14 protein-coding genes are annotated in these 13,457 nt (G+C 69.9%); 6 read left to right on the plus strand and 8 right to left on the minus strand.

Going from position 1 to position 13,457, the window contains the following annotated elements:
- A partial coding sequence (locus D7V88_RS30780) for an ABC transporter permease (RefSeq protein WP_120544192.1) occupies nucleotides 1-588 on the plus strand: 588 nt, incomplete at its 5' end.
- Nucleotides 588-1,628 carry an ABC transporter ATP-binding protein gene (locus tag D7V88_RS30785; protein ID WP_167509889.1) on the plus strand — a complete coding sequence of 347 codons (1,041 nt, stop codon included), beginning with the start codon at nucleotides 588-590 and terminating at the stop codon, nucleotides 1,626-1,628. The genes D7V88_RS30780 and D7V88_RS30785, both read left to right, overlap by 1 nt.
- A 3-nt stretch (nucleotides 1,629-1,631) precedes the next feature.
- Here D7V88_RS30785 and D7V88_RS30790 read toward each other — a convergent pair whose 3' ends face one another.
- Nucleotides 1,632-2,243 carry a pyridoxamine 5'-phosphate oxidase family protein gene (locus D7V88_RS30790; RefSeq protein ID WP_120544193.1) on the minus strand — a complete coding sequence of 204 codons (612 nt, stop codon included), beginning with the start codon at nucleotides 2,241-2,243 and terminating at the stop codon, nucleotides 1,632-1,634.
- A gap of 119 nt (nucleotides 2,244-2,362) precedes the next feature.
- On the opposite strand from D7V88_RS30790, the gene D7V88_RS30795 reads away from it, so the two are divergent.
- Both D7V88_RS30795 and D7V88_RS30800 read left to right on the plus strand, forming a co-directional pair.
- On the plus strand, nucleotides 2,363-2,824 hold the full coding sequence (locus D7V88_RS30795; RefSeq protein ID WP_120544194.1) for a carboxymuconolactone decarboxylase family protein: 462 nt from the start codon (nucleotides 2,363-2,365) through the stop codon (nucleotides 2,822-2,824).
- Complete coding sequence (locus tag D7V88_RS30800; RefSeq protein ID WP_120544195.1) at nucleotides 2,811-3,689, plus strand: sigma-70 family RNA polymerase sigma factor; 879 nt, start codon at nucleotides 2,811-2,813, stop codon at nucleotides 3,687-3,689. Before D7V88_RS30795 ends, D7V88_RS30800 begins: the two co-directional genes overlap by 14 nt.
- A 3-nt stretch (nucleotides 3,690-3,692) precedes the next feature.
- On the opposite strand, the gene D7V88_RS30805 is transcribed toward D7V88_RS30800, so the two are convergent.
- Entirely contained in the window at nucleotides 3,693-4,607 is a 915-nt protein-coding gene (locus D7V88_RS30805) for a LysR family transcriptional regulator (RefSeq protein ID WP_120544196.1), read from the minus strand.
- 112 nt (nucleotides 4,608-4,719) lie between these two features.
- Here D7V88_RS30805 and D7V88_RS30810 point away from each other — a divergent pair, with 112 nt between their 5' ends.
- Nucleotides 4,720-5,748 (plus strand): zinc-dependent alcohol dehydrogenase family protein, encoded by a 1,029-nt coding sequence (locus D7V88_RS30810; protein ID WP_244238485.1) that lies wholly within the window; start codon nucleotides 4,720-4,722, stop codon nucleotides 5,746-5,748.
- Between the two features lie 17 nt (nucleotides 5,749-5,765).
- A complete protein-coding gene (locus D7V88_RS30815) occupies nucleotides 5,766-6,734 on the plus strand; it encodes a class I SAM-dependent methyltransferase (protein ID WP_120544197.1) in 969 nt (322 codons plus the stop codon).
- Here D7V88_RS30815 and D7V88_RS43215 read toward each other — a convergent pair.
- The 6 genes from D7V88_RS43215 to D7V88_RS43930 form a co-directional block, all read right to left on the minus strand.
- Nucleotides 6,725-7,195, minus strand: coding sequence for a YdeI/OmpD-associated family protein (locus D7V88_RS43215; RefSeq protein WP_158625185.1), 471 nt, complete (start codon nucleotides 7,193-7,195; stop codon nucleotides 6,725-6,727). The genes D7V88_RS30815 and D7V88_RS43215 overlap by 10 nt on opposite strands.
- A complete protein-coding gene (locus D7V88_RS43220; RefSeq protein ID WP_158625186.1) occupies nucleotides 7,192-7,656 on the minus strand; it encodes a hypothetical protein in 465 nt (154 codons plus the stop codon). Before D7V88_RS43220 ends, D7V88_RS43215 begins: the two co-directional genes overlap by 4 nt.
- Nucleotides 7,657-7,859: 203 nt before the next feature.
- Nucleotides 7,860-8,651, minus strand: coding sequence for a class I SAM-dependent methyltransferase (locus tag D7V88_RS30825; RefSeq protein WP_120544199.1), 792 nt, complete (start codon nucleotides 8,649-8,651; stop codon nucleotides 7,860-7,862).
- An 82-nt stretch (nucleotides 8,652-8,733) separates the two neighbouring features.
- Nucleotides 8,734-12,171, minus strand: a complete 3,438-nt coding sequence (locus D7V88_RS30830) for an ATP-binding response regulator (RefSeq protein ID WP_120544200.1) — start codon at nucleotides 12,169-12,171, stop codon at nucleotides 8,734-8,736.
- A gap of 327 nt (nucleotides 12,172-12,498) precedes the next feature.
- A complete protein-coding gene (locus D7V88_RS30835; RefSeq protein WP_120544201.1) occupies nucleotides 12,499-13,083 on the minus strand; it encodes a DUF642 domain-containing protein in 585 nt (194 codons plus the stop codon).
- Between the two features lie 164 nt (nucleotides 13,084-13,247).
- The coding region (locus D7V88_RS43930) for a hypothetical protein (protein WP_208726575.1) at nucleotides 13,248-13,457 on the minus strand (210 nt) is incomplete at its 5' end.

Raw genomic sequence — 13,457 nt, forward strand, 5'->3', positions numbered from 1 at the left:
AGAGACAGCGCGGGAGCGCTGCTGCGGCGGAGCTTCCGGCGCGGCGGCGTGGGCGTGGAGGCGATGGCGGTGTGGCCCTACGCGGTGCCGGGCACGGTGCTGGCGCTCGCGTTGCTGGTGGCGTTCTCCCGGGACTGGCGACTGGTGGTGCTGGAGCGGGTGGCCTTCGTGCTGGCGCTCGCGCACACGCCGTGGCTGCTGCTGGTGGCCTACGTGGGCAAGTACCTGGCCCTGGGCGAGCGCAACAGCTCCGAGGCCCTGGCACAGGTGGATCCTTCGCTGGCGGAGGCGGCCCGGGTAGGTGGCGCCGGGCCGGCGCGAGCGTTCGTGGACGCGACGCTGCCCCTGCTGCGCCCGGCGCTCACGGTGGCGTTCGTGCTGGCGTTCCTCGCGTGCGCGACGGAGATCACCTTGTCGGTGTTGCTGGTGCCCGCAGGCTCCGAAGTGCTGGGGACGCTGTTGTTCGAGTTGCAGAGCTACGCGGATCCCGCCTCCGCCGCGGTGCTCGCGTGCGCGTTCGTCGCGCTGGTGGTGGCGGGCCAGGCGGTGCTGGTGTGGGCGCGGCGACGCGTGCCGGAGGTGCGGTGATGGCGGCCATCGTCCTGGAGGGACTGGTCAAGGCGTATGGCGGCACGCCCGTGGTGCGGGGCCTGAGCCTGGAGGTGGGGCAGGGCGAGCTGGTGTCCCTGCTGGGGCCCTCCGGCTGCGGGAAGACGACGACGCTGCGGATGCTCGCCGGGCTTGAGCATCCGGACGCGGGCACCATCCGTCTGGGCGATGACGTGGTGGCCGGCCCTGGCGTGCGCGTGCCTCCAGAGCGGCGCGGTCTGGGCATGGTGTTCCAGAGCTACGCCGTCTGGCCGCATCGCAGCGTGGAGGCGAACGTCGCCTATCCGTTGGTGCTCCGGAAGGTGCCCCGGCACGAGGTGGCTTCACGCGTGCGTGAGGCCCTGCGGTGGGTCCGGTTGGAGGCCTTCGCGGCCCGGATGCCGCACGAACTTTCTGGCGGCCAGTTGCAACGCGTGGCGCTCGCGCGGGCGCTGGTGGCGGACCCCCGGGTGCTGCTGCTGGACGAGCCGCTGTCGAACCTGGACGCGGCCCTGCGCGAGGAGTTGCGCGCGGAGATCGCAGCGCTGCGCGCCCGGCTGGGCACGACGCTGGTGTTCGTCACGCACGATCAAGGTGAGGCGCTCGCGCTGTCGGACCGCATCGCCGTGATGAACCGGGGCGTCATCGAACAGGTGGACACTCCGGAGCGGCTGTACCGGGAGCCGGCGACTCCGTTCGTCGCGGGCTTCGTCGGGGGCGCGAACGTGCTTCGGGGCGAGTCGCGCACAGGCACGTTCCACTGCGCGGGGACGCAGACCGCGTTCGAGCTGCCGACGGAGCTGCACGGACGCTCGGGGCCGGGGACGCTGGTGGTGCGCCCGGAGGAACTGGAGCTGGGGGCGTCGGGGACGCCGCTGGTGCTCTCCGCTCGCCTGTTCCTGGGCCACGCGGCGGAATACCGCTTCCCCGTGGGCGATGCGTTCCTGCGCGTCATCGGTCCGGCGCTGGAGGGCGTGCGGGCCGGGCAGACGTTGAACGTGCGCCTGCGCAAGGCCACGGTGTTCGACGGGCTCGCCTGAGGCTCAGTACAGCGTGGTCTTCAGCCGGGCCGGCAGCTCCCGGTCGTATTCGTCTCCATCGAAGGGGTCCTGGCTGATGGCGGCGAGCATCGCTCCGTTGCTTGGAAGCTCGGAGCGGGGGACGTGCCTTGCCGGGTTCCACAGTTCGGAGCGGATCAACGACCGGCTGCACTGGAAGAAGACCGATTCCACGGTGATCTGGAGCACCGAGCGCGGCTGCTTCCCTTCGAAGGTGAACCGCTCCAGCATCGCCGGTTCGATGACGATGCTCGCCCGGCCGTTGACGCGCAGGGTCTCGTTGACGCCGGGGACCAGGAAGATCAGCGCGACGCGGGGGTCGGTCAGGATGTTCCGCAGTGAGTCGGCGCGGTTGTTGCCTCGGCGGTCGGGCAGCAGCAGCGTGTGTGCGTCCTCGATGACGATGAAGCCCGCCGGGTCACCCCGGGGCGAGACATCCAACCCCTCCGGCCCGGAGGTGGCGAGCACCGCGAACGGTGAGGTTTCGATGAAGGGCCGATAAGCCGGATGAATGTGGTCCACCACCTTGAGGACGGAGGGCTTCGTGGGGAACCCGTACAGCCGTTCGAGCGCCTCGACATCCGTCACGGTCTTCATCCGGGTGCGCCTCCTGAGGGGGGACAAAATCACCTTCGGAATGAGCATGTCACAGCCATCCCCCGTGATTCGTCCTGGGGGTGGACAGGCACTTTTCCTGTCCGGAACTGGAGCCGCACATGAAGGCCAGGATGAACCCGTTCGCCGCCGCACCCGCGCTCATGAAGGAGATGCTGGACTTCTCCGGGAAGGTCCAGGGCAGTGGGCTGGAAGCAAACCTGTTGGAGTTGGTGAAGATCCGCGCTTCGCAGATCAACGGCTGCGCGTTCTGCATCCACATGCACACCCGCGACGCCCGCGCGCATGGGGAGACCGACGAGCGCATCTTCCTGCTGAACGCCTGGCGCGAGTCGCCCCTGTACACCGACCGCGAGCGGGCGGCCCTGGCCTGGACCGAGGCCCTGACGCTCGTCTCCCAGACGCACGCGCCGGATGCGGACTACACTGCGATGCGGGCGCACTTCAGCGAGGAGGAGAGCGTGAAGCTGACCCTGATGATCGGGGTGATCAACACCTGGAACCGGATCTCCATCGGCTTCCAGTCCATCCATCCGGTGACCTCGCGCAGTGAAGCCGCCTGACGCGAACCCCGCGGAGGTCTTCGACCCGCTCCGCCCCCGCCTGCTCCGCATCGCGTACCGGATGCTGGGCATCGTCGCGGAGGCGGAGGACGTGGTGCAGGAGGCGTATCTGCGCTGGCACCAGACGGACCGCGCCGCCGTGCGGGACGCCGAGGCCGTGCTCGTCCGCACGGTGACGCGTCTGTGCCTCGACGTGCTGAAGTCCGCCCGCGTCCAGCGCGAGCAGTACGTGGGGACCTGGCTCCCAGAGCCCATCGTCGAAACCGTGGAGGGCGACGACTTGACGCTGACCCTGATGATGGCCCTGGAGCGCCTGTCTCCGCTGGAGCGGGCCGCGTTCCTGCTGCACGACGTGTTCGGCATGGACTTCGACGAGGTGGCGAAGGCCATCGACCGCGACCCCGCCGCGTGCCGTCAGCTCGCGAGCCGGGCGCGAAGCCACGTGCGCGAGGCCCGGCCCCGCTTCCCCGTGTCCGAAGGGCAGGGGCGCGAGCTGGCGTCGGCGTTCTTCACCGCCTCTCGGAGTGGGGACGTGAATGCGCTCCAGGCCCTGCTCGCCCAGGACGTCGTCACGTACTCCGACGGCGGCGGCAAGACGAAGGCCGCGCTCAATCCCATCTACGGAGCGGAGAAGACCCTGCGCCTCTTCGATGGGCTGTTCCTGCACTCGGGGCTGGCACTGTCCAAGCTCGTGTACGAGGGGGCCATCGACGGGCTGCCGGCGTTCGTCACGCTCGAAGCGGATGGCGTCCTGCAGACCACGGCGCTCGCCATCGAGGAGGGACGCATCGTCGCCATCTACGTCACGCGCAACCCCGACAAGTTGCAGGCCATCCGTCGGGCGGTGGGCGAGGAGGTTTCGTAGCGGCTACTTGACGGAGCCGGGCAGTCCCGCGGCCAGCGCGTCGATGGCGACGCGAACGCGCATGGGCAGGTGCGGCGTGTTGGGCCAGAGGGCGAAGACGTCGAAGCGCAGGCCGGGACTGTCCGTCAGCACTCGCACCAGTTCCTTGTCGCGCACCCGGTCCTGCGCCAACCAGCACGGCAGCCACGCGAGCCCCATGCCCGCGACCGCCGCGTCGACGAGGGCCTCCAGGTCGTCGAACCTCAGGCGCGAACGGGGGATGACCTCCACGTTGGAGCCGTCCTCCTGGGGAAAGAGCCAGGTCCGCAACTGTCCGGACCGGACGTACGCGAGCGTGTCGTGCTTCGCGAACGCCTCCCAGGTGCGAGGCGTGCCGCGCTTGCGCAGATAACCGGGGGATGCGAACACGCTCATCCGCTGGTGCCCGACACGGCGGACGGTGAGCCCGTCACCGCCCGGTCCAAGGCCGTTGCTGCCCCCGTTGCGGATGGCGAGGTCGAAGCCGTCCTCCAGCAGATCCACGGGGCGGTCGCTGAACGACATGTCCAGTTCGAGCTTCGGGTGCGCGCGCGCCACCTTCAGGAGGATGGGCGCCACGCAGCGGCGGCCATAGAGCACCGGCACACTGACCCGCAGCCTGCCCGCGGCTTCCTGCTTGCCGGACTCCAGCAGGGCTTCACCCGCACGCAGCTCCTCCAGGGCGCGCAGGCACCGTTCGTAGAAGACCTGACCGTCGTGCGTCAGGCTCTGGGTGCGCGTCGTTCGGTGGAAGAGGCGCACCCCCAGCCGTTCCTCCAGGCGGGCCACCGTCTTGCCCACGGCGGAGCGCGAGAGGTGGAGCTTCGCGGCGGCGGCGGAGAAGCCACCGGCCTCCACCGCCTCCACGAAGACGGACACACCGTGCAGGGGATCGCTCATGGTTCATCCATTGTCGCTCTGAAGGCGACAGTGATTGGAAGTCTTGTCGCCACCGGGGATGCCGCGTCGACAATAGCCTTCCCACCATGAACCTGTCGCAAAGGAGCCGTGCATGGTGACCTCGACGATGAAGCGCTGGGAGATGGATGCACCGGGGCGTGAGCGCTTGCGCCTGAAGACCGTGGCCCTTCCGGAACCGCGACCGGGAGAGGTGCGGGTGAAGGTGGCCGCCGTGTCGCTGAACTTCCGGGACAAGGGCGCCATCGAGTCTGGCGTGGGTCCGTCTCAACCGTTCCCCTTCACCCCGGCCTCGGACATGGCGGGCGTGGTGACGGACGTGGGGGAAGGCGTGACGCGGTTCGCGGTGGGGGACCGGGTGATCTCCACGTTCAATCCCGGTCGCCTGGACGGCCCGGGCCCTGGCTCGGCGCGCAGGCCTCCGTACGTGATGCTGGGCGGCTCGCACCCGGGCGTCCTCGCGGAGTACGTCGCGTTCCCGGCGGACTGGTTCGTGAAGGCGCCGGCCACGCTGGATGCCGCGGAGGCGAGCACCTTGCCCTGCGCGGGACTGACGGCGTGGACCGCGCTGGTGGAATACGGACCTGTTCGCCCGGGACAGACGGTGCTGGTGCAGGGCACGGGCGGCGTGGCCCTGTTCGGGTTGCAGTTGGCGCGGGCCATGGGCGCGGATGTCTTCGTCACCTCGGGGAGCGACGACAAGCTGGCGCGGGCGAAGGCGCTGGGCGCGACGCACGTCATCCATCGCGAGCGCGAGGACTGGGTGGAGGCCGTGTACCGCCTCACAGAGGACCGGGGCGTGGACCACATCCTGGAGCTGGTGGGCGGCGCGCACCTGGGGCGCTCCCTCGAGGCGGTGGCCCTGCACGGGCGCATCTCCGTGATTGGCGTGTTCGAGGGGTTCACGGTGACGGGCTCGTCCGCGCCGCTGATCCTCAAGGAGCCGACCGTCCGGGGCATCCACGTGGGCCACCGGCGTTCGCTGGAGGAGCTGGTGCGTGGAGTGGATCGGCTCGGGCTCAAGCCGGTCATCGACCGGCGCTATGGGCTGGAGGAGCTGCCGGCGGCACTGGAGCACCTGGACCGGGGGGCATTCGGGAAGATCGTGGTGGAGTCCCACTGAGGGGTAGGGTGGAGGGCATGTCGCGCCCTCCTGTCGCCCCGCGTCGCTTCCACTCCGAGCCGTTGGTCCTGGTGCTGCGTCACCTGGAGGCCGCGCTGGCGTCGGCGGGTCCGGTGTCCATCGTGGTTCCGGATCCGGACCTGGGCCTCGGGAAGTATCCGGGGGAGCGCGTCGGGCTGGAGGGTGGGCTCGTCCATCGGCCGCTGCGGAGCTGGTGCGACCTGGCGGAAGGTTTGTCCTGTCGCCTGCGCACGCCTCGCGCGGTGGATGACACGCACGTGCTGCTCACCTTCGAGCCGCTGGGTGCGGAGGCTCCGTGGCATGCGGGCAGCGGGGAGCGTTCGGAGTCACCGCAGGAGCGCTATGGCGCGGAGTCCGACTTCGCGCGGGTGCGGAAGTTCGAGGACGCGGGCTTCCTGGTTCCGTGGCTGCAAGCCGTGGAGCGGTTGCGATTGCCTCCGGGGGCTCGGGTGCTGGACCTGGGCGTGAATCGGGGCGACGAGCTGGCCGCGTTCGAAGCGGTGGAGGGTGTCCGCTTCGTGGGGGTGGACCACAGCGCGAGCGCGATCGACGAGGCCCGCAGGGCGTTCCCGGACGCGCGCCATGCGTTCGTGCAGGCGGACCTGAATGCGCTGCCGACGGAGCTGGGACGCTTCGACGCGGTGGTGTCGGTGGGCACGTTGCAGAGTCCCGGCGTGGATGACCGGGCGCTCTTGCGCAAGCTCGTGCAGGAGCACCTGGTGCCCAAGGCGTCGTTGGTGCTGGGCTTTCCCAACTCACGCTTCCGCGACGGCGAGGTCATCTACGGCGCGCGCGTGCGCAACCTGCGCGAACCGGACCTGTCGCTGCTGGTGAAGGACCTGTCCTTCTACCGTCGCTACCTGCACCAGCACGGCTTCCGCACGTTCCTGGGCGGGAAGTACGACCTGCTGCTCACGGCGGTGCGGGGGCAGGTGGCAGCCGAGGACGGTGCAGCTCAGGACTGAGCGGCTCGGGCGCGCAGCTTCTCCAGCGTCTGGGCCACGCGGCGATCGCGGGTCTCCTCACGCTTCGCTTCGGCGACCGCCTGCGCGAACTCCTTCCGGTGTGTGAACGCGAGCCCGTCGAACACGTCGCGAAGAGCAGGTTCGGCGTCGAGCGCACGTTGCAGGGCTTCAGGCACTTCGACCGTGCGGGGCGCTTCGTCCCGCTCCAGCACGATGCGCAGCGATGAGTCGAGCTCGATGCCGGCGGCGTCGCGCACGGCCTGGATGAGTCCCAGGCACGTCTTGCCGCCGTACACCATCAGCCGGCTGCGGAAGGGATGTCCGTTGACGGTGCCGACCACGGGCGCCCGTGCTTCGCCGAAGACCTCGCGTCCGTCGAAGGGACAGAGCACCCACCGGCCTCCGACCCCGTTGGCCTCTTCGAGCTTCGCGGTGAAGGTCTGCTTCTTCGCCTTCGTCACGGCGTGGGTTCCGGTGCCGGCGTGGGGACCGAAGCCTTGCTCCTGGACGCGAGTTCGAGGGCCGTGAGCGGGGCGATGCACAGGCTGATCATCCAGCAGAAGAAGCCCACGGAGGGATACAGCAGCTCGTTGACACTGGCTCCCCCATCGTAGGAGGGGAGGGGATGGACGAACCAGGTCAGGGACGACAATCCCACGAGGGCGGCGGACGTGCCGACCCAGAGGGTAGGGCGATCCTTGCCTATCAGGAGCAGCAGCAGCGCGACGCCCAACAAGGGGTTCGCGTACCAGCCGAAGTTCATCTCCACCGCGCCCATCCATCCGGTCAGCAGGATCTCGAGGCCCGACATCTCCCGTTCCCGGGAAGTGGTGCCCACGGCGGCCACCGTCATCGCGGGCATCACGCACGCGATGATGAAGAAGCCGGACGCCGCCAATGCAGCCAGCAGGCGCTCCTTCACGTGGGCTTTGACGGCGGTTGTTCGAGGGCTCGGAGGGGAAGAGGCCATGGAGGCGCCCATGCTATCCACGTTTTCTACCCTGGGGGAGCCACGGCTTCGGACGCGGAGGCCGTTCCAAGCCTGGAGTGGGGGACGTCAGCAGGTCGATGAAAGGCGCTCGCGCGAGGGGGCATCCCATCCGCGCGAGCGCTTCGGAGCAGCGCCTACCCCGGCTTGACGAACTTGAGCGCGAACCGGTCGCTCGTGCCCCGGCGTGCACCCGCGGCGCCCGGGCTGGAGCTCCAGTCGCGCGTGTCCTCCGGGTTGCGCCAGACGTTGCTCTCCTCCTGGAGCTTGAAGCCCGCGGCCTCGACCTGCTCGCGCACCAGCTTCTCGTCGATGCGGTGCAGGGTCCCCGCATCCGCGATGCCCGTGCCGGGCTTCGCGCTCGAATCCAGGACGACGTAGACACCACCGGGCTTGAGCGCCTGGAACACCGCCGCGTTCATCTTCGCCGGGTCGGAGCCGAGCAGCGTGGCGTCGTGGTAGATGATGTTGCTCACCACCACGTCCAGGTCGTTCACCTCGGGCGGCAGCGGCGAGTCCAGCTCGCGGTCCACGCGCACCACGTTCTGGTTCACCGGACGCGCCAGCCGCTCCTGCCACGGCTTCTCCGCGAACTTCTCCAGCAGGAACTTCGGGTTCTCGCCGTACACCTTTCCGGTGGGCCCCACCGCGCGCGCCAGGAACTCCGTGGTGTAGCCGCCGCCCGCCATCAGCTCCGCGACCTTCATGCCGGGCCGCACGCCCGCGAACTCGATGAGGGCCGCGGGGTGCCGGCCCGCGTCCAGCGCCCGGTCCGCCTCCGTGCGATCCGGGGCGTCTACCAGCGCCTGCGCCGACACGGGCGCGGGCTGGGAGTCGGTGGTTGAAGCAGGGGAAGACGGGGTCGTGGACGTCGAGTGGGAACAACCCGCGAGGACGAGGAACGAAGCGGCCATCAGTGCATTGCGCATGCGCGATCTATACGTCCGGGGCCGCCCCGTGCCGCTGAAAAGGAAGGCCCCTGTCCGTTTGCTCACCGTGGCGTGCGGTGTCTCAGGACACGAGGTTGTGCGCGTGCACGGTCGCTTCGCGCGGCAGTTGGACCTTGAAGGTGGTGCCGGCCTCGGCGCTCGAGGTCGCGACCACGTGGCCGCCGTGCGCGCGCACCACCTGCTCCACGATGTAGAGCCCCAGCCCCACGCTGCGCGACGCCCGGTCCTCGTCGTGCTGTCCGCGCCGCATCGCCTGGAACAGCGTGGGCAGCATCTCCGGGGCAATGGGGCGGCCCCGGTTGTGGACCTCCAGCACCATGTCGTCCCCGGCCGCGCGCGTGGTCACCCGCACTGGAGACTCCGCGTCGCCGTAGCGAAGGGCGTTGGTGACCAGGTTCTGCACCACCTGACCCAGCCGCTCCTCGTCCCACGTCCCATGGCCGTCGCCCTGCTGCTCCAGCACCACCTGGCGCTCCGGGAACGCCACCTGGACCTCCTCCAGGGCCTGCCGGGTGGCCTCGTGGAAGTCCATCGGGCGGCGGTGCACCGGCAGCCCTCCGCCCAGCCGGGACTGCGTCACGTCCAGCAGATCGCGGATGAGCCGGTTGGCGCGCTCGGCGCTGCTGATGATGCGGCCCGTGTTCTTGGTCGCGCGCTCGCCCAGGTCGTCGCGCTGGAGCAGCGCGTGCGCCGACAACAGGATGGCGTTGAGGGGGTTGCGCAGGTCGTGGCTGACGATGCCAATGAGCTGCTGCTCGAACTCCGCCCGCAGCCGCGCATCCTCCTCGCGGCGGTGGCGCTCGGTGATGTCGCGGCTCACCGTGGCGATGCCCATGTCCTCGCCCGTCTGGGCATCGCGCAACGTGAAGAAGTTGAAGTGCACGGGCACCGTGGCCCCGGTGCGGAAGTGGCGGAAGCGGAAGTCCCCGTCCCAGCGGCCCTCCTCGCGCAGCCTCGGGAGGATGACGTCGCTCACGTAGCGGCGATCCTCCTCCTGGAAGTAGTCGAGCAGGTGGGTCCTCCGCACCTGCTCCAGACCCTCGATTCCCAGCAGCCGCTGTCCCGCCTCGTTGAGGTACAGGGCCTTGCCGTCCGTTGCGCCCATCCCGATGAAGTCCGAGGACTGCTCCACCACGGCGCTGAGCTTCTCCCGCTCCTGCTCCGCGCGGCGCTGTTCCTTGCGTGCATGGGCCGCGGCGAGGTTGCCCTCCACGCGCGCGAGCAGTTCGCGCGAGGAGAACGGCTTCACCAGGTAGTCGGTGGCGCCCATGCGCAGGCCCTCCACCGTGGCCTCCTCGCCGGCCCGCGCCGACAGCAGGATGATGGGCACGTACCGCGTCCGAGCGTCCTCGCGAAGCCTGCGCAAGAGGCCGAAGCCATCCAGCCCCGGCATCATCACGTCGCTCAGGACGAGGTCCGGCACCCGGTCCCGGCAGGCCTCCAGCGCCTCCAACCCGTTCGCCGCCAGCGTCAATTCGAAGCGCTCCGACAGGAGCGAGCGCACGTACGCGCGCATGTCCGCGTTGTCATCCACGAACAGGATGTGGCCCCAGATGCCCCTCGGCAGCGGCGTGGGGTCGCCGTCGCGCGCCAGGACCGGGAGGGCGTCACCCGGCGGCGGCGCCTCCAGCCAACCGGACGCCTCTTCCAGGAACGCGGACATGGCCGTGCCCGGCGAGGTCCTCGGCGCAGGTTCAGCGGATCCGGACGCGGGCGTCGTCCCGGTGCTTCGCGGAAGCGGCGCCGGTGCCGGTGCCGGTGCCGGTGCCGGTTCTCCGACCGTGGTCAGTGTCACGGTGAAGGTGCTGCCCTGGTCGGGGACGCTCTCCACGTGGATGTCACCGCCGTGCAGCTTCACCAACTCCCGCACCAGCGACAGGCCGATGCCGCTGCCCTCGTAGCTGCGTCCCCGGGCTCCCTGCACCCGGTGGAAGCGCTCGAAGATGCGCGGCAGTTCCTCCGAGGGGATGCCGGTGCCGGTGTCCGCCACGCTCAGCACCACCTCCGGGTCACTCCAGCGGAGGCTCACGCGGATGCCGCCTGCGTGGGTGAACTTGAACGCGTTGGACAACAGGTTGAGGACGACCTTCTCCCATTGCTCCGGATCCACGCGGACGGCGTGGGGCAGCGGGGGACAGTCCACCTCCAACGTCAGGCCCGCGCGCTCCAGGGTGGAGCGGAAGCCGCTGGCCAAGCCCTGGGTGAGCGCGGCGAGATCCGTGGGCACCGGGGCCGCGCGCATGCGGCCCGCTTCGATGCGGGAGAAGTCCAGCAGCGTGTTGACGAGCTTGAGCAGCCGCAGCCCGTTGCGGTGCACCGTGCGCTGGCGCTCCAACTGGCGGGGGCCCAGGGGCTCCACCGGGTCCTGGAGGCCGTCCTCCACGGGGCCGAGCATCAACGCCAGGGGCGTGCGGAACTCGTGGCTCACGTTGCTGAAGAAGTCCGTCTTCGCGCGGTCCAGCGCGGCCAGGGACTCCGCGCGGCGGCGCTCCTCCTCGCGGGCCCGGGCGCTGTTGATCGCCGTCGTTACGCCTCGTGCGAGCAGCTCCAGGAAGCCGCTGTACTTCTCATCGAGCGCCAGACGCGGGCTCAGCCCTGTTACCAGGAAGCCCGCCGGTCGCGCATGTCCGACGCGGGGCAGGGACTGCACCCACGCGGAGGACGTCCCCTCCGGCCATGGCCCCGCGGCCACGGTGCCGGACGGCGTGGGCATCCGCTCCCACCTCAACGGGAGGGCGGTGTTGCCGGCGGAGCCCAGGGGCCAGGGCGCTGACTCGTTTGGGAGTCCCTCCGGGAGCGTGATGGTCGTGGGCGCCAGGGACGCCGGGTCTGGAGGAAGTCCGCACGTGCCGGCCAGCCGCGCGGTGCCGGTCGCGTCGTCCACGAGGTAGAGCAGGGCGAAGGGCACGTCGAGTGGGTCGGTGCCGATGATCCGGAGCGCTTCGCGGCAGGCGTCCTCCGCGGTGGAGAGGTCGGCGGTGGACGCGCCCAGCTCCCGCAGGGTGTCGAGCCGCCGCGTGCCCAGCACCTGCGCGGTGGTTTCGGTAAGGGCGGCGAAGATGCCGCCCACGCCGCCCGACTCGTCGCGGATGGGCGAGTGGCTGTAGGTGAAGTAGCACTCCTCGACGAAGCCGTTGCGGTCGAGCGGCATCATCAGGTCCTGGACGAAGATGGCCTCGCCGGTGGCCGCGATGCGCTCCCAGCCAGGGCCCAGCATGCCCCAGACCTCCGGCCAGGTGACGCTGGCTTCCTGGCCCAGGGCGGCGGGGTGCTTCGTCCTGCCGCAGATGGGCCGGTACGCGTCGTTGTAGAGCTGCACGTACCTGGGCCCCCACGCGACGTAGAGGGGGTAGTTCGCCGCCAGCACGATGCCCACCGAGGTGCGCAGCGATTGGGGCCAGGACTCCACGGGGCCGAGGGCCGTCGCCGCCCAGTCCACCTGTCGCAGCAGGGCGCCACAGGCACCGCCCCCCCGCAGGACTTCATCCACCGCGCTCATGCGCCTCCACGCCCTGGGCCCCCTTCCCCGGCGGAAGGCGGTGGACTTCCCCGGAGGGCGTCGTCGCGGGCCGTGGGAACGGGCACGCGGGTCGCCCCCGGGCAGGTCTCCGGGAGGTCGAACTTCGTGGTTCCCTGTGCGGATGGCCAGTGCGCTGGAAGAAGGGTGGCAGCGAAAAGTGCATCGATGAACGCCACCCTCCGGGACATCCGGGGACCAGGTCGCACCCTGCGTGGGGGATGCCCCGACGAAGACGGACCGCCGCCCCGGTGCGGGGGACGGCGGTCCGAAGGATGCGACGGCCTGCTTTTCAGCGGGCCGCGAGGCTCACGGGCCGTTGACCTGCAGGTTGTCGATGGCCAGACCGCAGCCGACGCCACCCGAGGTGCTGGTCAGTTGGATGAGCGACGAGGTGCTGGTGGCGGTGAAGACGTAGGTGCGCAGGCTCCACGACGCGGAGGCGTTGGAGAAGCTGGCCGTGGACGGGCCGTACGTCAGCGTGGCCGACCGGGAGACGGTGGTGCAGCCGGGGCTGTTGGACACGTAGAACGACACCGTGTAGCCGCCGCCCACGACGGTGGGGACGTACTGGTAGAGCGAACCCGCGCCCAGGCCGTTGAGGTCGATGGACTGCGCCCCCGACTGCGGCGCCTTGTAGCTGGCCTTCAGCACCTTGATGCCGGCGGCGATCGTCCAGGGCGGCAGCGCCGTGCTGTTCGTGTTCAGGACGACGTAGTTGAAGTTGCCGATGACGTTGACCTCGAAGCTGCCGTTCGAGGCGACGTTGACGCCCTGTTCGACGTTGCCCAGGTCGGGATCATTGATGACGGCGTCCGGGCCCCCACAGCCCGCCAGCGCGAACAAACCCAGACCCAGCGCCGCGCCGTGACGCATGAAATGATTGCGATTCATAGGATGTATTCCCCCTGATGTGTGATTGACGCGCGAAGACAATCGGGGTCCCCGAGACCCGCCCGCGCGGTCAAAGGCAGGCGGAAAACAAGATACATGTCTTCACATCAGGTGTGTGAGACTTCACACTGGCTGCTCGCTGCCCTGCCTGCTGTGCGAGCGGGTCAGGGGGACGTGCAGCTTCCAGAGAGGGTGGGGCTGATCACATGGCCTGCCGCGAGTGAGCAGGACTGGACGCTCCTCAGGTGGATGAATCCCGCCGCACCGCCACCGCCACCGCCACCGCCCGTGGTCCCAGCGAGATCCTGGGTTCCCTTCGCACCCGTGGTCGCTGTCGTCGTGCCCGCGGCGCCATCCCCGCCTCTTCCTCCTGT

It is taken from the genome of Corallococcus terminator, assembly GCF_003611635.1.
Lineage (GTDB): Bacteria > Myxococcota > Myxococcia > Myxococcales > Myxococcaceae > Corallococcus > Corallococcus terminator.

Coding starts and splice junctions, on each gene's coding strand:
- D7V88_RS30810 (WP_244238485.1), top strand. CDS start 4,720: ATGGTGACCTCGACGATGAAGCGCTGGGAGATGGATGCACCGGGGCGT.
- D7V88_RS30815 (WP_120544197.1), top strand. CDS start 5,766: ATGTCGCGCCCTCCTGTCGCCCCGCGTCGCTTCCACTCCGAGCCGTTG.
- D7V88_RS30785 (WP_167509889.1), top strand. CDS start 588: ATGGCGGCCATCGTCCTGGAGGGACTGGTCAAGGCGTATGGCGGCACG.
- D7V88_RS30790 (WP_120544193.1), bottom strand. CDS start 2,243: ATGAAGACCGTGACGGATGTCGAGGCGCTCGAACGGCTGTACGGGTTC.
- D7V88_RS30830 (WP_120544200.1), bottom strand. CDS start 12,171: ATGAGCGCGGTGGATGAAGTCCTGCGGGGGGGCGGTGCCTGTGGCGCC.
- D7V88_RS30795 (WP_120544194.1), top strand. CDS start 2,363: ATGAAGGCCAGGATGAACCCGTTCGCCGCCGCACCCGCGCTCATGAAG.
- D7V88_RS30825 (WP_120544199.1), bottom strand. CDS start 8,651: ATGCGCAATGCACTGATGGCCGCTTCGTTCCTCGTCCTCGCGGGTTGT.
- D7V88_RS30805 (WP_120544196.1), bottom strand. CDS start 4,607: ATGAGCGATCCCCTGCACGGTGTGTCCGTCTTCGTGGAGGCGGTGGAG.
- D7V88_RS30835 (WP_120544201.1), bottom strand. CDS start 13,083: ATGAATCGCAATCATTTCATGCGTCACGGCGCGGCGCTGGGTCTGGGT.